17 protein-coding genes and 1 pseudogene are annotated in these 16910 nt (G+C 39.4%); 4 read left to right on the top strand and 14 right to left on the bottom strand.

The window, feature by feature from the left end; genetic code table 11:
* Window positions 1–30: 30 nt before the first annotated feature.
* Window positions 31–1728, bottom strand: a complete 1698-nt coding sequence (locus BM739_RS00500) for a hypothetical protein (protein ID WP_217697816.1) — start codon at window positions 1726–1728, stop codon at window positions 31–33.
* 744 nt (window positions 1729–2472) lie between these two features.
* On the opposite strand from BM739_RS00500, the pseudogene BM739_RS20400 reads away from it, so the two are divergent.
* Window positions 2473–2800: pseudogene (locus BM739_RS20400) on the top strand (transposase); the annotation flags it as partial.
* 110 nt (window positions 2801–2910) lie between these two features.
* Here the strand turns inward: BM739_RS20400 and BM739_RS00495 are convergent.
* Genes BM739_RS00495 through BM739_RS00485 form a run of 3 tightly spaced genes read right to left on the bottom strand, consistent with a single transcriptional unit; the run spans window position 2911 to window position 5412 of the window.
* Window positions 2911–4308 (bottom strand): FUSC family protein, encoded by a 1398-nt coding sequence (locus BM739_RS00495; protein WP_076536224.1) that lies wholly within the window; start codon window positions 4306–4308, stop codon window positions 2911–2913.
* Between the two features lie 23 nt (window positions 4309–4331).
* Window positions 4332–5195, bottom strand: a complete 864-nt coding sequence (locus BM739_RS00490; RefSeq protein ID WP_076536222.1) for an HlyD family secretion protein — start codon at window positions 5193–5195, stop codon at window positions 4332–4334.
* A gap of 13 nt (window positions 5196–5208) precedes the next feature.
* The gene (locus BM739_RS00485) at window positions 5209–5412 is read right to left on the bottom strand and encodes a DUF1656 domain-containing protein (RefSeq protein WP_217697815.1); all 204 of its coding nucleotides are present in this window, start codon (window positions 5410–5412) and stop codon (window positions 5209–5211) included.
* A 283-nt stretch (window positions 5413–5695) separates the two neighbouring features.
* On the opposite strand from BM739_RS00485, the gene BM739_RS00480 reads away from it, so the two are divergent.
* Together BM739_RS00480 and BM739_RS00475 are read left to right on the top strand one after the other, a co-directional pair.
* Window positions 5696–6598: a LysR family transcriptional regulator gene (locus BM739_RS00480; protein WP_076536218.1), complete on the top strand. Its 903-nt coding sequence runs from the start codon at window positions 5696–5698 to the stop codon at window positions 6596–6598.
* Window positions 6599–6950: 352 nt separating this feature from the next.
* A complete protein-coding gene (locus tag BM739_RS00475) occupies window positions 6951–7646 on the top strand; it encodes a TrkA C-terminal domain-containing protein (protein ID WP_175609473.1) in 696 nt (231 codons plus the stop codon).
* Window positions 7647–7717: 71 nt separating this feature from the next.
* Here BM739_RS00475 and fabF read toward each other — a convergent pair whose 3' ends face one another.
* From fabF to yceD, 8 genes are all read right to left on the bottom strand, one after another.
* Entirely contained in the window at window positions 7718–8953 is a 1236-nt protein-coding gene (gene fabF / locus BM739_RS00470; RefSeq protein ID WP_076536214.1) for a beta-ketoacyl-ACP synthase II, read from the bottom strand.
* Window positions 8954–9152: 199 nt separating this feature from the next.
* Window positions 9153–9386 carry an acyl carrier protein gene (gene acpP, locus BM739_RS00465; RefSeq protein WP_011496723.1) on the bottom strand — a complete coding sequence of 78 codons (234 nt, stop codon included), beginning with the start codon at window positions 9384–9386 and terminating at the stop codon, window positions 9153–9155.
* Between the two features lie 160 nt (window positions 9387–9546).
* Complete coding sequence (fabG, locus tag BM739_RS00460; protein WP_076536212.1) at window positions 9547–10293, bottom strand: 3-oxoacyl-ACP reductase FabG; 747 nt, start codon at window positions 10291–10293, stop codon at window positions 9547–9549.
* Between the two features lie 9 nt (window positions 10294–10302).
* Window positions 10303–11229: an ACP S-malonyltransferase gene (gene fabD, locus BM739_RS00455; RefSeq protein ID WP_076536210.1), complete on the bottom strand. Its 927-nt coding sequence runs from the start codon at window positions 11227–11229 to the stop codon at window positions 10303–10305.
* 106 nt (window positions 11230–11335) lie between these two features.
* Window positions 11336–12295: a beta-ketoacyl-ACP synthase III gene (locus BM739_RS00450; protein ID WP_076536208.1), complete on the bottom strand. Its 960-nt coding sequence runs from the start codon at window positions 12293–12295 to the stop codon at window positions 11336–11338.
* Between the two features lie 9 nt (window positions 12296–12304).
* Window positions 12305–13333, bottom strand: a complete 1029-nt coding sequence (gene plsX, locus BM739_RS00445; RefSeq protein WP_076536206.1) for a phosphate acyltransferase PlsX — start codon at window positions 13331–13333, stop codon at window positions 12305–12307.
* Window positions 13334–13347: 14 nt separating this feature from the next.
* Window positions 13348–13518 carry a 50S ribosomal protein L32 gene (gene rpmF, locus BM739_RS00440; RefSeq protein ID WP_011496728.1) on the bottom strand — a complete coding sequence of 57 codons (171 nt, stop codon included), beginning with the start codon at window positions 13516–13518 and terminating at the stop codon, window positions 13348–13350.
* A gap of 17 nt (window positions 13519–13535) precedes the next feature.
* Window positions 13536–14060, bottom strand: a complete 525-nt coding sequence (gene yceD / locus BM739_RS00435; protein ID WP_076536204.1) for a 23S rRNA accumulation protein YceD — start codon at window positions 14058–14060, stop codon at window positions 13536–13538.
* 240 nt (window positions 14061–14300) lie between these two features.
* Here yceD and BM739_RS00430 point away from each other — a divergent pair, with 240 nt between their 5' ends.
* Complete coding sequence (locus BM739_RS00430) at window positions 14301–14909, top strand: nucleoside triphosphate pyrophosphatase (RefSeq protein WP_076536202.1); 609 nt, start codon at window positions 14301–14303, stop codon at window positions 14907–14909.
* 209 nt (window positions 14910–15118) lie between these two features.
* Here the strand turns inward: BM739_RS00430 and BM739_RS00425 are convergent, their stop codons facing one another.
* The gene (locus BM739_RS00425; RefSeq protein WP_076536200.1) at window positions 15119–15775 is read right to left on the bottom strand and encodes an HAD family hydrolase; all 657 of its coding nucleotides are present in this window, start codon (window positions 15773–15775) and stop codon (window positions 15119–15121) included.
* Window positions 15772–16728 carry a 23S rRNA pseudouridine(955/2504/2580) synthase RluC gene (rluC, locus tag BM739_RS00420; RefSeq protein ID WP_076536198.1) on the bottom strand — a complete coding sequence of 319 codons (957 nt, stop codon included), beginning with the start codon at window positions 16726–16728 and terminating at the stop codon, window positions 15772–15774. The genes BM739_RS00425 and rluC overlap by 4 nt, the downstream gene beginning before the upstream one ends.
* Window positions 16729–16910 lie beyond the last annotated feature (182 nt).

Below are 16910 nucleotides of genomic sequence, written 5' to 3'. Positions count from 1 at the left end.
AAAATGACCGGTGTGTTGATACCTAGTAAATCAGAAATGATAACCAAAGTTTAAGGTAAATGAACTTCTACTTTCACCTTTATTATAAATCCCTGTTAAATTCAAATTACGACCAATCTGTTTATTAAAACCAATTAAATAAGCCCACTCTTTAATTTCAACATCTACATCATAGGTAAAATCTTGCCCTATTCCTAAAACGTCACCCAGGTTACCAGTCATTCTAGATTGAAGACCTTGGTATTCAGCGCCAACAAAAACCTGAGCTCGATAGTCAAGAAATTGGTAACCCAACATTGGTTGTACCGTTAAAATGCCATCACCCCAATCCTCTTGCCCATCTAATTTAGTACTCGAATACGTTGTCGTCACTGAAGCAAAAAACTCTTTATACCCAACCGATAGCGTCGTGCCTATTCCCGCAAGATCATAGTCTAAATGCAATGGCACCTGTACGCGGCCTGGCGAACATAAATCAGCCCCCTGACTTTCTAATAAACCACATGCCAAGCCACCACCAATAACGCCTAATTTATCTTTAAGTACATCTTTAAGCTTACCAGTGTATTGCGCATCCACAACGGCATCCATTTCAACTTTACCAACAAAGCCGTATACGTTCCAAAATGGTAATATATTCACATCCGCTCTAAATGTGTAACTTTCAGCATTCACAGTGCCTATTGAGCTAGATGGGTCAAACCATTCGTCTAAATTCACGCCCATAATATCAAAGCTATTAAAGCCTACATCCATATCTTGGTTTCGATAAGCGACAGAAAAACCATAGGGTAATGGCACATCTATCCCTTGTTGACGAACAAGGTCGCTCATTAACGGAAATAATCTGTCTAAATCAACCTTTTCTTCACGAATACGCGGATCAGAAACGATTTTTAATGATTCCTCATCGAAGACTAAAACACCAAACTCATCATCATAAAATGCCACAGGCTCGATGGTTGCGTAATAGCTTGCTTTTTTTTGACCTTGATTACCTGTCGCTTCAATTATTTTATTTTTTATCACGGTTTGACCATTAACCAATGTCGTCAGTTCAACTTCTTGGCTGTAGCGCTGAACGCGAAAACCTTCAAATTCGAAAGACTTTGAATTCGTCATGACCATCTTGGTTGCAACACCATTTAAAACGGTTAGCTTTACCCGCATAAAACGAAAATAAGCAATGTCCTGAGGTAAACCATATTTAGAATAATTAAAGCTAATTTCTACTTCATTATCCGAAATTTCATCAACTATGACCGATGATTTATCATAGCTTTCCATGTAACTTCTTAAACGGTATTCAGTTTTAGTTATTTGCTCTATCGTTTCTATGACGTTTTCACTGTCATCTAAATTAGATTGATCATATTTGATTCTTAAATCAATATTGCCGCGGGTATCTATACTTTGTACAAGGAATACGTCTGATTTTTTTACCTTATCACCAATTTCTAATGTTCTTTTAACACGCTCTACTTGCTGCTCTTTAGATGAAATCGAACTTAAACCTAATTTTAAAGTTTCTTCGGAAATACCATATTGTTGAAAAACATTTTGCTCCGCTGAATTAATGAGTTGTTGTTTATTGTGTTTTTCTTTACGAAAACTCTCTTCCGCATAGCTTACGTTTGAAAGCGCTAACAGCATAGCTATAGGTAATGCTTTTTGGAACAAGCGAGGAATAGAAACATGATTAACTGAGTACATTGGCATGTGATTCATTTATATTACCCTTTGAAAGCCAATCTCTGGCAAATAACCTATCGAATCATTTACTGATTCAAATTTCGGAAAAAGATAATGCAAGTTAAGTAATTTTTGTTGGTTAACTTTCTTTTTATCCGTTCAATGGGAATATTGTATGTGCTTATTTGTAAAGTATTTAATCGCAATTGACGGATGAAACCCTACATCAATAAAATATGCCAGTAAAAATAAGTATATTTATCTTCAATTAAACATTCACGGCGAAAATACGAGCGAATTTCAATCAAATATGCTCATATGCCCCTGATTTGGCGATCTGATTTAGTTGTAATTTTATATTCCTGTTTGCAGTTCTACTTTGACAGTCAATGTATTTGCTTAGCACTTTGCTGATATAAAAGACCCACGCCAAACGGCAACAATAATTTATCCCCTTTACAAGGTATTATTCCTATCCATTGGCACCATCATCACAGCTTGTGAAGGTACAGTTGTCGCGGTCGATGCTGAACGACTAAGACGTTAGTACCATCGCCAAGACGACTGTCAGCCATTCACATGGGCAGCGCTTTTTCGACCGCCAATGGCGTCGTTATTGGCTGATTAAAACAGCGGCAAAGTCGAATGATATTACCGCTATTTCTAATTTGCTCAATCTGTTAGAAATTAAAGGGGGCCTTATCGCTATTACTTGCAAATCCAGCTTTGTATCGTCCATATGCTGAGATAATCGATGGAGTGTGTGCTGTACAAAGGCTCAAGGCCGTAGCGGCCGACTTAAAAAAGATTTACCAGTCAGTTACTGAAGAAGCCTTGCTTAATTTACATTGTTTTGGCGAATAATGGTTATCCACAAAATATTCGAAAAACCATCTATACAACCAATGTAATCGAGTCATTAAACAGGGTGATAAGGTAAGCTATCAAGAACTGAAAGCTCTTTCCAGCTGATGACTCAGCTATAAAAGTTGTTTACTTGGCAATTATCCAAGCAGCTAGAAAGTGGGTGATGCAGATTAGAAAGGGGGAACCAGCACTAAATCGCTTTATGATCGAGTTTGAAGATCGAATAGCAGACTACATATAAACGAGGTCGTTACACAGAGTCTGCTACAGGATCACGGGGCGTAACACAGCTAAGTCATAATCGAGTACCCATGCTTTTGCCGTGATTGAACACCAATTTCTTAAACGCTATTAATTTGATTTAAGCATAAATAATTGATTATAGAAACGAGCCACGGTAACGGTAATCATCAATATTACAAGTAGTAGCAAAGGTGTATTGATGTCATAACTAGGGGTTAATTGTAATGCACTCATGGTCATTACCATTAATAGGTTTCCTCCTAATAAACGCACTAACATCATTGCAGGTTTTGGGAAAAGTGCCCAAATAAGGAAAATATTAATGATATAAAACCCAACCAACTGCCATAGCTCTGTAAATGCAGGCATGATAAAAATATATTGCAATAAAAACACCACTCCCCACAGAAATGCAGCTAATATAACCTGCTTTATCATAGCAAATGGCAAAGTGACAGTGATATTCGCTAAGATTGAACCAAACATCGGGATAAAAACGCTACCTGGTAAGGCAAAGTATATCCATGCGCCATAACAAGTTGACGCTATAGCGACCGCCCTTATAACTCTATTGATTTTCAATTTCAGTTTATTTGCTTTTACTATCGGTTTCGAGTGTTGAAGTTTTATGCTTTCATGGCTCCAATAATTTGCTAATATGTTAACCTCTAACTTTTCACCATGAATAGCATTACTAAGCATTTTTATTTCTTGAGATAGATAATTTAACTGCTGCTGTTTATCACCATTTGATTTATCACTTTCAAACTGCTTGACCATATTTTTACTGTGCTGCAAAACATGAGAAAAAGCGTTTACAATTACAATCCATTTCTTTTTTTCATTTTGGAGTTTATAACTGGCACTCAATGGCATTGTGAGCAAATCATTTAACTTAGTAATCAACAACTGTGCATCGAATAATGAAGCCTCGATATTTTCATCATTGGCGTTAACTGCGAGCTGGTTTATTTCCTTTTCAATTTTATAGACAGAATTTAACGCCGAGTCAACGCTACTAAAAAATAATGATTCTGTGCTTAAAGGCCAAACAAAACGATAAATGATTGAATATACCAACACTCCAAGTATATTTTCTTGTATACGTAAAACTGCGATCTCGAACGAAGCTTCACCATTAAAGCCTCCCATTACTGCAACAATAGTGCAGACAGTGAATCCCATAGTAAATGCATAGCCATAACGTAAATCATCAGCAAACCATACACTGACAGCCAGAAGCAATAATAAACAACCAAGGAATACTATCGGGGTTTGGGCAAAAAAACTTACCAAAAGTAGCGCTAAAAAAATACCTCCAATTGTACCTATAAGGCGGTTTCTACTTTTGTTTAATCCGTGTCCAAAGGTTTCATTTGACGCTAAAACAATAACAGTAATGGCAGCCCAGTAAGGTTTTTCCAATTGAAAAAACAATGCTAACGCGATGGCAATACCTACACACAAAGATATTTTTACCGCTTCTTTTATGGGTAAACTGAGCATACTCATTCTCACTTAATCAAATTTTAATGCTTTAGAATTTTTACCGATGCAGTCATGCCAACCCGCAGCTGAATATCTTCAGGTAACTTATCAAGTTTTATCTTTACCGGAATACGTTGTGCTAAGCGGATCCACTCGAAATTTGGGTTTACATTAGGCAGTAACGAATTGCCTGTGCTGCCATCAGTTTTCGAAATGCCGTAACCAATACTTTGCACTTTACCTTCTAAAGTGACTTCATTATGCATCATCAATGTAACTTGGGCTTTATTATCAATAGCCACATCATTTAAATCGGTTTCTTTAAAAAAGCCTTCAATCCAAAAGCTGTCTTCATCAATCAAAGCAACAACTGGCGAGTTAGCAACGACTTGTGAGCCTACACGGTAGGTTAAATTCGTGATGTAGCCATCTGTTGGTGCAATAACTTTAGTATAAGCTAGGTTTAATTTAGCTTCTTCTACTTGGGCTTTTGCCATTAACAAATTCGCTTGTGCCGTTTCAACCGCATTTTGTAAATTATTAAGGGTTAACACTGACTGAGCACCAGGGGTAAGCTTTTCTAATTCAATAGCACGATTAGATTCATTCTGAGCTTTTCGAACTAGGGCTTGCGATTGCTTCTCTGTTGCAACCGCTTTACTTAAACTAGTTTCATAGAGGCTAGGGTCAATTTCGAATAGCACATCGCCTTTTTGCACACGGCTATTATCAGTCGCATTTACTTTTACTATTTGACCGGTCACCCTTGGGGTTACTTGGATAATATAGGCTCTGACTTGCCCGTCTCTAGTCCAAGGATTTTCAGTGTACGTTTGATACTGTGTATACAAAACACCTATTGCCGCCAGCATCAGCAACAAAGTAATAAAATAACGTTTAAACATTGGCGTAACCTACTTAAAATATAGAAATAAATTGGCTAATTAGGCCAATAAAAATAATAACCATAGACAATTCAACTATGGCTGGTGCTACAACATATTTGTGTAACCCAATTTTAGTGCCAATAGCTGTAACTAAACCTGTCAGTATATATGCCATAGCAGTAACCAATAATAATGGTGGGAAATAAACATCACCAATCACAAGTTCATGGGGCATTATGCTCATACTCCTTCCACCTCAATAATATTTAATCTCTAAAAAACATTAACTTAATGTCTTCTTACTAATTTATGCATGTATAATAATGGCGGCAGAGTAAATGTTGTAATCATGTATGATGGATCTAACCCTACGAAATCTATAAACAATTGTTTTCATGTGTGATAAATTGTGATTTTATTAACGACTTATCTATATCCATGCATGACAAGTTGTGATTTTTTAACGGTCCACCTATAAATGGCTACCATAGCATATTTATATTTTTTAAGAGATAACTATGAACTTTAGTTTGGAACAACTGCTTGCCTTTGTAACTGTTTATGAACAGAAAGCGTTCAGTAAAGCAGCCGTAAAACTCGATAAACACCGCACAACCATTGGTCAGGTCATTAATAATCTAGAAGATCAATTAGCCATTACCCTGTTTGAACGTATAGGCAGAACCGTAGAACCGACTGAAGATGCTGATTTACTTTATAGCTATGCCAAACAGGCTATTGAGCAATCTAAAACCTTTGACCGTGTGGCTATGAGTTTGGCATTTGGTGAGCTTGAGTCAATCACCATTGGATATTGCAGCTTTATACCGCAACAAGTGATATCTGAGATTAGAAAACAACTTCTATTAGACTGTCCATCAATAAGAGTTAACTTCCTAGTCAGAACAAAAAATGATATTAAAGTCGGAATTCAAGACGGCAGTATTCATTTTGGTATTGTGAATGTATACGAAAGTAAAGTGCTAAACAGCATCGATCATACCTTTTTATGTAACATGTCATTTGCCGCTTTTACCAACCAAGACTCAGGGCTGGTAACACGTAACTCTGAAGCAACGTTAGCTGAAATGAAAACCAGCCGTCAGTTTGTTTTGAAATCCATGCTAGACGATGATATGAGTAAAAAAATTATTTTCTCATCAAATTACGAAGTGGTAGATCAACTTACCCTCATCATTAAAATGGTTCAAGAAGGTCTGGGTTGGAGTATACTTCCACTGTTAGTTCGCTCAATGGATTACAATGCTAACAATCTTGTACCCATAGAAGTACAACAGATACAAGATGCATTACAGGTACCTATATCACTTTGGAACCCGCACTCTAAACAAGTAATGACGGCCAAAAAATCTATCACATCAGCCATTATTAACTATGTCGATCGTGTTAGAATGAAGTAATTGTACGATATTTTTAATAAAAGCCTCAATTAATTAGAGGCTTACCTTCCTTTTCCTCTCTATATTGATTTCATTGCAGGGTTTCATCCTTCAAATGAGATTATCTATAAAACTGACATCACTTTATTATTACTGCATAACACCAAACTGTATTAAATAACGTTGGTTATATTTTACCAAGGATGAATACTCCTATTACGTAGACAGTTTACAGTAATGCCCATTGTGGGCTTTAGAAGCCCCTAGATAAAGTAGTCATATTATGGAAACAATTGAAAATTTATTTCATTCCAACCCATACATCACTTTTGTTTTAACATTAGTAATAGGTTTTTTGATCGGCTTAATTAGCATGCACAGAGTTGTGTTTGGTATTCTGGCTAGTTTTATCGGTGGCAGCATCACCATCACGCTGCTTCATCTGCATTTAGAGCCAGAACTTGGTGTACTGCTATTGGGTATATTTATCTATATCATTGGTTTTTTATCAGGCTCTAAATATACAGAGAGTAAACTCTTGTTAATGGACCCATTTAAGCCAAAAAATATCAATACCACTAAAAATATTGTTTCTCGCTCATTTGAAGTAAATAACGATAGTACGGTCGTCGACAAAACCTTATTACAACTTAATGAGGCAGCAATTGATGTGAGTTTTGAAATAACCTCAAGCGAAAACCTTGATAAACAACAGCCTGATATGATTGCAGCTGGTGATATTGTGACAATTACTGGACCTAATAACGCACTTTATTATTATGATGATAATATCATTGGTACTGAAATCGCTATTGATGATAGCAACATTATTGAAACGACATTTGAATACGTGATTAAGCCTAACCACTTAGTTGGTCTGTCACTAAAAGCTATTAAAAAAATGCTGAATGCCAACACGGGCAGTTCAGTATGTATTACAGCCCTTGCCAGAAATAAATTTGATATGTTAATTACTCCGGAGCTGATAACTGAAGAAGGCGATCATATTCAATTAGTGGGTAAGAGTAACGACATTGAGCGGGTACAGCAGCGACTAATAAAACTGTAAGCTTTAATTAATTTAAATAAAAAGGCAGTCACTTTAAAAGTGACTGCCTTTTTTATTACATTTTAATCACGTTACTTTTTGAATAAAAGAGAGCCATTGGTGCCACCAAAGCCAAATGAGTTACACAATGCATAATCAAAACTATGGGGTTTGGCAACGTGCGGTACAAAATCTAAGTCACAACCTTCATCTGGATTATCCAAATTCAAGGTTGGCGGTACTATTTGGTCACGCAACGCTAAAATGGTAATAATCGCTTCAACTGAGCCTGCCGCGCCTAATAAGTGCCCTGTCATTGATTTAGTTGAACTAACAAGTAAATCATAAGCATGGTCGCCAAACACCGACTTAACCGCAGCCGCTTCTGCTTTATCACCTGCTGGAGTCGAAGTACCATGAGCATTGATATAACCAACCTCTTCATTGGCAATTTGAGCATCATTGATGGCATTAACCATTGCTGCAGCAGCGCCCGCGCCATCACTTGGTGGTGATGTCATATGAAATGCATCGCCACTCATACCAAAGCCAACAAGCTCTGCATAAATTTTAGCGCCACGCGCCTTGGCATGCTCATACTCTTCCATCACCAACACACCTGCGCCATCACCGATAACAAAACCATCACGGTCTTTATCCCATGGGCGGCTTGCAGCGGTTGGATCGTCATTGCGTGTTGACAAGGCTTTGGCGCTGCCAAAACCGGCAACTGCTAGCGGGCAAGTCACGTCTTCAGCACCACCGGCGACCATAACATCAGCATCACCATAGGCAATCGTACGCGCCGCAAAACCAATATTATGCACCCCCGTTGTACAAGCTGTTGTCACTGCAAAGTTTGGCCCTGTCATGCCATACTTAATAGATAAATGACCAGAAATCATATTAATAATGGTGCTAGGAACAAAAAATGGCGACACTTTTCGAGGGCCACCTTTGAGCAATGCCGCATGATTTTGCTCAATCAATGGCATTCCGCCCATGCCAGCACCAATTGCGGTACCCACTCGTGCAGGATCCTCTTGTTCCATATTAAGACCTGAGTCTGTCATTGCCTGTATACCTGCAGCCATGCCGTATTGGATAAATAAATCCATTTTACGGGCATCTTTGCGAGACATATATTGCTCAACATCAAAGTCTTTTACCGAGCCACTGAAGCGAGTTCCAAAATCAGTTGCATCAAATTTGGTAATGGGTGCAATACCACTTTTACCAGCTAATAAAGATTGCCAAGAAGATTCGACATCGTTACCCACTGGAGTAACTAGTCCTAAGCCTGTAATTACCACACGACGTTTAGACACAGCATTCACCTTTGTATTTTATTAGGCATTCGCCAATTGAGACATTCAGCTAACCCATCACCAATCAAAGGAAAAAGATCAAGCTGATGATAAGAAATGAAGGGTTAACTAATTTTTATAGATAGTGTAGTCGAAAATTATTCGACGCCACAAACAAAAACAGGCGGCATAAATGCCACCTGTTTTAGTGAATCATGGATTACTGATTTTTTGAAACGTAATCGATCGCTGCTTGAACAGTAGTGATCTTTTCAGCTTCTTCATCAGGGATCTCAGTGTCAAACTCTTCTTCTAGAGCCATAACCAATTCAACAGTGTCCAGAGAATCTGCACCTAAATCGTCTACGAATGATGCAGCTGATTTAACGTCTTCTTCCTTAACGCCAAGTTGCTCAATGATGATTTTCTTTACACGTTCTTCGATGTTGCTCATTAGTTTTCTTTCCTATTCAAATTACACACTTGCGTAAGATTGAGAGTAGTTTATTCGATCCAGCTGACATTGCAAGCTTAGTTTTCGTGGTCTAACCACGAAAATTATCATACTTTGATATCAAACGAGATTCAATAAAAGTCGTTATCAATTATGGTCCTTAGACCATGTACATTCCGCCGTTTACATGCAAAGTTTCACCAGTGATGTAAGCTGCAGAGTCAGAAGCTAGGAACAATACCGCATTGGCAATCTCTTGCGCCTGACCGAGTCGAGCCATTGGAACCTGCGCCATGAAGGCTTTTTGCTGTTCTTCATTAAGCTCATCTGTCATGTCTGTTTGGATAAATCCAGGAGCGACAGCATTAACGGTTATTTGACGAGATGCAACCTCTCTTGCAAGAGATTTTGTAAATCCAATCAAGCCAGCTTTAGCTGCTGAGTAGTTTACTTGACCTGCATTACCCATGGTTCCAACCACAGAGCCAATATTAATAATACGGCCGCTGCGCTTTTTCATCATAGACCGCATTACCGGCTTAGATAATCTAAACAGTGATGTCAAATTGGTGTCAAGAATATCATGCCACTCATCATCTTTCATGCGCATTAATAAATTATCACGTGTGATACCAGCATTGTTAACTAGGATATCTACATCACCAGCCTTTTCTTTGATCTGGCTGAATAATTGTGCAACTGATTCACTATCAGTCACATTTAATACTAAACCAAAGCCGTTATCACCAAGGTAATCTTGAATTGCTGCGGCACCTTTTTCGCTGGTTGCAGTGCCGATCACGGTAGCGCCTGCTTCAACCAGAGTTTCACTGATTGCACGGCCAATACCACGACTTGCGCCTGTAACTAACGCGACTTTACCTGTTAAATCAAAGCTAATGCTCATGAATATTCCTTATTGGATTAAAGCTGATAAAGTGGCAGCATTATTAATTGCTTGCCCTTTTAGTGACTTATTAATTCTTTTTGATAACCCAGTTAATACTTTTCCAGGACCAATTTCAGCCAAATCAGTAATCCCCTGACTTGCCATTAATTCAATGGTTTCGCTCCAACGTACTGGGCAATATAGCTGGCGCACTAGCGCATCTTTAATTGCTGCAGCATCATCAGGGCTTGCCACATCAACGTTATTTATCACAGAAATAACCGGCGAGTTAAATTCGATACTCTCTAATGCAAGTGCCAGTTTATCCGCTGCAGGTTTCATTAATGCGCAATGTGACGGTACACTTACAGGTAAAGCAACAGCCATTTTAGCTCCAGCGGCTTTACATGCGTTAGCGGCTCTTTCTGTGGCTTCTTTTTCACCCGCAATAACCACTTGGCCGGGACTATTGAAGTTTACTGGGCTAACCACAGCGCCATTAGCTGACTCTTCACACGCTGTAGCAATAGCATCATTATCAAGGCCTATAATGGCATACATAGCACCAGTACCTGCAGGTACCGCTTGTTGCATCAATTGACCACGCAGTTCAACTAATTTTACCGCATCTTCAAAGGCAATAATGCCAGCACAGACTAATGCTGAGTATTCACCTAAGCTATGACCCGCTAAAACTGAAGGTTTAATCGTGCCACTTGCTTCAATAACGCGCCAGATAGCCACACTTGCGGTTAATAATGCAGGCTGAGTTTTATCTGTTTCATTTAAAGTTTCAGCAGGTCCATCTTGTACCAATGCCCATAAGTCGTAACCTAATACGGCACTCGCCTGAGCAAATGTCTCGGTTACTACAGGATAATCAGCTGCTAAATCAGCAAGCATGCCAACTGATTGCGAGCCTTGACCTGGAAAAACAAACGCTATATTTTCCATTATAATTATTACCTTTATTCGTTTTTGAAAAACAACTTTTTATTTTTTACTAGCAGTAAAATATAAATTAATCGCGTTATATCCTACTGCTATTTATCAATGATATCTAGAATCTAACCAGTGCACTGCCCCAAGCAAATCCACCGCCAAATGCTTCAAGTAAAATAAGCTGTCCGCGTTTAATACGACCATCTCTTACTGCTTCATCTAACGCAATAGGCACTGAAGCGGCTGAAGTATTACCGTGTTTTGCCAGCGTTAATACTACTTTGTCTAAGCTCATATCTAACTTTTTTGCGGTCGCTTTAATAATTCTAAAGTTGGCTTGATGTGGTACTAACCAATCAATTTCAGACTTGTCGATATTATTTATCCGCAGGGTTTCTGTCACCACATGGGATAATTGCGTCACCGCAAACTTGAAGACATCATTGCCCTTCATGGTCATAAAGCTAACAGCTTCTGATGTTTCGCTGGCCCGAGGTGGGAATGTACATTTAAGCAAATCACCTTGGCGGCCATCGGCATATATATGGGTTGAAATAATCCCTGCTTGCTCGCTGGCACCAATAACCGCAGCGCCAGCACCATCACCAAATAATATGATGGTACTGCGATCTTCAGGATCGCACAGGCGTGACAACACGTCAGCGCCCACCACCAAGATTTTCTTAGCGGCGCCGGTTTTAATAAATTGATCTGCCACCGACAATGCGTAAACAAAGCCTGAACATGCCGCAGCAATATCAAATGCAGGAATAGTGTGAATGCCTAATAATTTTTGTATTTCACAAGCCGCAGCTGGAAATGCATTATTGGCACTGGTTGTACCACAGACAATCATATCTAATTCGCTGGCTTCAACACCTGCCATTTCTAAGGCTTTCAGCGCAGCTTGGTAACCCATGGTCGTCACAGATTCATCTTCAGCAGCGATACGTCGCTCTGAAATACCCGTACGTTCCACGATCCATTGGTCAGAGGTGTCGACCATTTTTTCTAGATCGTGGTTACTACGAACTTGCACCGGCAGATAACTACCAGTTCCGAGAATTTTTGTATACATATTATGAGATCAGCTATTGATGTCTAAAAGAATCGTCTCCAGACGATCTTTAATCATTTCCGGTAAACGACGTTTTGCTTCCGTTGCAGCTAAATTGATTGCTTGTAAATAAGCGGCTTCATCAGCATTTCCGTGACTTTTTACTACTATTCCGCGCAATCCTATCAGACTTGCACCATTGTAGTGGTCGGGGTTCATCTTACTCAGTACAGCTTGGATACGTGGAGCGAGGAATTTTGATAACAAACGAACGAAAAAGCCTTGAGTTAATCCATGTTTTAATTGATGAACTAATAACTTAGCAATACCTTCAGATGTTTTTAATGTAATGTTGCCAACAAAGCCGTCACAGACGATAACATCGACTTTGCCGGTAAATATCTCATCACCTTCAATAAAGCCATCGTAATTGACTTGAGAAGTGTGTATCAGGTGCTGAGCTGCTTGTTGGACTTGATCGTTACCTTTAACGTCTTCAATACCGACGTTAAGTAACGCAATTTTTGGTCTAGAGCGTTTATGCACAACTTCACATAACACCGAGCCCATGACAGCAAACTGAAACAAGGTTTCAGAATCGCAAGAAACGTTAGCACCCAGATCGAGTAAATAGACTGGTTTACCTGTCATAGCAGGTAAACAACTGACTAATGCAGGTCTATCTACACCGGGCAAGGTTTTTAATAAGATCTTTGATAGCGCCATTAACGCGCCAGTATTACCCGCACTCACACAGGCCTGAGCCTTACCATCTTTAACTAATTCTAATGCTAAGCGCATTGAACTTTGTTTTTTAGAACGGATAGCATGAATTGGTCGATCACACATAGTGATGACTTCAGTGGTATGGATAATTTGAATTCTTGCTTGAATAGCCGTTTCAATATCAATTAGATATGGGTCTATTTCGGCTTGATTACCGACTAGATAAATTGATAATTGAGGGTTAAATTTCAGTGCCTGCAAGGCTGCAGGCACTGTGACGAGGGGGCCATGATCGCCCCCCATCACATCTAACGCGAGCGTCAGATTCGTCATAAGATTAGCAACAATTACTTGTTGATAACCTTTTTACCGCGGTAAAAACCATCAGCAGTCACATTGTGACGTAGATGTAATTCACCGCTAGTAGCGTCTACAGATAATTGAGCTGTGCTCAATGCATCGTGTGAACGGCGCATGCCGCGCTTTGAACGTGATTTTTTATTCTGTTGTACAGCCATTTGACCTGTCTCCTAGATTACTTGCTCTTCAGTTTTTCTAACACTGCAAACGGATTTGGACGCTCCTCATGAGAGGGGTCAATCTCGCCTACAACTACGTCGCTCGTTCCTAAATTGCAATCATCATTCTGATGCATAGGAATAATTGGCATAGCGATTATCAATTCATCTTCAACCAATTGATGTAGACGAACTTCACCAATTTCATTGCACTCAATCGGCTCATACGCATCCGGGAGCTCATCGATTTCATCTTGGGTCTTACAAAGACCAAAGCTGAAGTCGACCGTAACCTTTGTGGTATATGGTGTCATACAACGTTGACATAGCAGAGTGAGCTCCGTCACAGCCTTCCCGCGAAGGTAGACTATCCCCTGAATATCGACGCCACATTCTAACGACACTGTCACATCGGAACAATCGCCAGCACATAATTCATTTAATCGCTTATTTTGAACCCCAGGCACTATGCCTTCATAACGAAGACCACTGGCTGCAGTTCGAATAGGATCAATTGATACTGGTATCTTTACTGTTTGCATAAGGCGCGCATATTATAGTTTGAAAACGCTAGAGTCAAAGAAAATTTATCCAAATTGTGGTTAATGACTTAACCAAACAAAATAGACTCATTACTTAAACACCAACATTAAAATGGATCGAAGCGAAATTTTACCTGTCACAGCCCGCGATCACAAGCGCGATCCGACTAAAATTACTCCATTCAGTCGCTTTTTTATCGTATTATAGAAGTAATTGTCTAATTCCCCGAATAGTGAGCCATGAACACTAAAATCATCCTAGCTTCCACCTCTATTTATCGCAAAGCGTTATTAGAAAAATTACAACTGCCGTTTAAATGTATCAGCCCAAAAACCAATGAAACACCGCTTAAAGATGAATCTGCGCAGCAATTGGTTTTGCGTTTAGCGCAATTAAAAGCACAAGCTGGGGTTGAGTTATTTAATCAAACGAGTTGTCAGCAAGCGCTTATTCCTGCAGTGGTCATCGGCTCTGATCAAGTGGCCGTCATTAATGGGCAAATTATTGGTAAGCCACTCAGCAAAACAAACGCAGTTAAACAACTTCAGCAAGCCTCGGGTCAATCTATTACCTTTTATACTGGCTTAAGTGTTATTCATAATGTCACCCAGCAAGCTTATAGCATTGTAGAACCCTTCACTGTGCACTTTAAAGAATTAACGACTGCAGAAATTGAGCGCTATGTTGATTTAGAGCAGCCTTTATATTGCGCCGGCAGTTTTAAATCTGAAGGGCTAGGTATTGCTTTATTTGAGCGCCTTGAGGGAGATGACCCTAATACGCTCATAGGGCTGCCATTAATCCGCTTAATTGAGCTATTAAAACGCCATGATATAAAGGTGTTATAGCCGTTAGAAGCTAAAACTCACTTTGGTACTTGTGTTTAACTGTTTTAAGTTAATCTTTAATATAGACAGTGCGACTTCAGCTGTTGCTTGAAAACAATCAGTTGAAATTGAAATTCACTCACAAAAAAGCCGATACGGTTAACATCGGCTTTTTGAAAAACATCAGCTTTGTAAATGACAAAAGTAAGCAAAGCTTATTTTGGCTCTGCTTATATATGTAATAAAATATCTTTTGGCTGGTTGACTGTGGCTGTTGGCCCTTCAGTTAACAGATCTGCTAGGCTATGTGCGCCATAGGTGACCGCAATACTTTTTACCTTGGCATTATTCGCCATCGCAATATCAAGCTTTGAGTCACCGATCATCACCGCTTGGTCAGCCGTAATATTTAACTCATCGAGTAAAGATAAAATCATCGATGGATGCGGTTTCGAGTGCGCTTCATCAGCTGAGCGTGTCGCAACAAAATACTGTCCTAAACCTGTTTCAGCCAACATTCGGTCTAAGCCTGCCCGCCTTTTACCGGTGGCAATTGCCAAAGTGTAACCAGCGGCTTTGATTTGTGCCAGCAACTGCTCAATACCATCAAATAAAGGTGATGGCGTTGAGTTAACATTAAGGTAATAGTGCTTATAACCTGCGATTAAATCATCATACCTGTCATTATTATGTGGAAACAATTTTTCCAATGCAGGTAGTAACGATAAACCAATGATATCTCTTACCGCTTGCTCCGTTGGAATATCAAGTGCTAATGATTGCGCCACGCTTTGCATACAATCGACAATTTTGCCGACTGAATCCATTAAGGTGCCATCCCAATCAAAAATCACTAATTGGTACTGCTTTATATTATTTAGCTTCATGCACGCGTCAATTTATCTAATGTGGCTAACAAAACATCATCAAGTGGCGCTTTGACTGTGGTAACTTCATCATTGTCAGGGTGTTTAAATTTAAGTTCTGCAGCATGCAAGAACAAACGATTTAAACCTTTAGCGCGCATAGAATCGTCAAATTTTTGTTCACTGTATTTGTCGTCACACGCAATAGCATGGCCGGCATATTGACAATGCACGCGAATTTGGTGGGTTCGACCTGTCACTGGACTCGCTTTGACCAAGGTACAGCCTTGGTAGCGCTGCATAATTTTGTAACGTGTTTCAGAAGGTTTACCTTCTTGATTGGCACGGACAATACGTTCACCGGATTTTAAGGTGATTTTGAGCAAAGGCACTTTAACCACTTTGTCTTTTGCCTGCCAATCACCTCTAACTAACGCAAGGTAATCCTTTTGCATCGTTTTGCTTCTAAGTTGCTCATGCAAATGCTTTAGCGCGCTGCGCTTTTTAGCTATAAGCAACACACCGGAGGTGTCTTTATCTAAACGATGTACTAGCTCTAAAAACTTCTGCTGTGGCCTTAAAGAACGTAATCCTTCAATCACGCCGTAATCGACACCGCTACCACCATGAACTGCAATACCTGCAGGTTTGTTCAGCACGATAAGATGATTATCTTCATGAATGATTCTGGTTTCTAACTGGCTTACTTTGGACAGTTTTGCAGACGGCGCTGTGCGGTTGTCTTTTTCCGCAATTCTTACTGGCGGAATACGAACAACATCTTCCAGCTGAAGCTTGTATTCAGGCTTCACTCTTTTCTTATTAACCCTCACCTCACCTTTACGCACGATTCGGTAAATCATGCTTTTAGGTACACCTTTCAATTTGGTGAGAAGAAAATTATCAATGCGTTGTTCAAAATGGTCTTCATCAATAGTGACCAATTGAACTTTTGTGGGAGTTTCTGTATTCATGATGCGCCTTAAGTTATTACGGCGCGTATTGTAACCTAAGTTTCTACCTGATGGGACAATAAGAATGAGAGTTTTGATTGCTGTCTAAATTGATTATTGCTATATTTGCGCTGTGATTGAGGATAAACAGTGGATAAAATGTTCACAAACTCAATTTATTACGGTGTTTTTTCAGTAGAATT

Origin of the sequence: Shewanella sp. UCD-KL21 (assembly GCF_001957135.1) — a bacterium.
In the GTDB taxonomy this organism is placed as follows: Bacteria; Pseudomonadota; Gammaproteobacteria; order Enterobacterales; family Shewanellaceae; genus Shewanella.
This window is presented reverse-complemented; position numbering and strand designations above follow the sequence as displayed.

Bases quoted from the DNA above. Each gene is read 5' to 3' on its own strand.
- plsX (WP_076536206.1), bottom strand. From the start codon at position 13,333: ATGACGAATCTGACGCTCGCGTTAGATGTGATGGGGGGCGATCATGGC.
- yceD (WP_076536204.1), bottom strand. From the start codon at position 14,060: ATGCAAACAGTAAAGATACCAGTATCAATTGATCCTATTCGAACTGCA.
- BM739_RS00500 (WP_217697816.1), bottom strand. From the start codon at position 1,728: ATGAATCACATGCCAATGTACTCAGTTAATCATGTTTCTATTCCTCGC.
- fabD (WP_076536210.1), bottom strand. From the start codon at position 11,229: ATGGAAAATATAGCGTTTGTTTTTCCAGGTCAAGGCTCGCAATCAGTT.
- fabG (WP_076536212.1), bottom strand. From the start codon at position 10,293: ATGAGCATTAGCTTTGATTTAACAGGTAAAGTCGCGTTAGTTACAGGC.
- rpmF (WP_011496728.1), bottom strand. From the start codon at position 13,518: ATGGCTGTACAACAGAATAAAAAATCACGTTCAAAGCGCGGCATGCGC.
- BM739_RS00480 (WP_076536218.1), top strand. From the start codon at position 5,696: ATGAACTTTAGTTTGGAACAACTGCTTGCCTTTGTAACTGTTTATGAA.
- acpP (WP_011496723.1), bottom strand. From the start codon at position 9,386: ATGAGCAACATCGAAGAACGTGTAAAGAAAATCATCATTGAGCAACTT.
- BM739_RS00485 (WP_217697815.1), bottom strand. From the start codon at position 5,412: ATGCCCCATGAACTTGTGATTGGTGATGTTTATTTCCCACCATTATTA.
- BM739_RS00475 (WP_175609473.1), top strand. From the start codon at position 6,951: ATGCACAGAGTTGTGTTTGGTATTCTGGCTAGTTTTATCGGTGGCAGC.
- BM739_RS00495 (WP_076536224.1), bottom strand. From the start codon at position 4,308: ATGCTCAGTTTACCCATAAAAGAAGCGGTAAAAATATCTTTGTGTGTA.
- BM739_RS00425 (WP_076536200.1), bottom strand. From the start codon at position 15,775: ATGAAGCTAAATAATATAAAGCAGTACCAATTAGTGATTTTTGATTGG.
- BM739_RS00490 (WP_076536222.1), bottom strand. From the start codon at position 5,195: ATGTTTAAACGTTATTTTATTACTTTGTTGCTGATGCTGGCGGCAATA.
- BM739_RS00430 (WP_076536202.1), top strand. From the start codon at position 14,301: ATGAACACTAAAATCATCCTAGCTTCCACCTCTATTTATCGCAAAGCG.
- BM739_RS00450 (WP_076536208.1), bottom strand. From the start codon at position 12,295: ATGTATACAAAAATTCTCGGAACTGGTAGTTATCTGCCGGTGCAAGTT.
- rluC (WP_076536198.1), bottom strand. From the start codon at position 16,728: ATGAATACAGAAACTCCCACAAAAGTTCAATTGGTCACTATTGATGAA.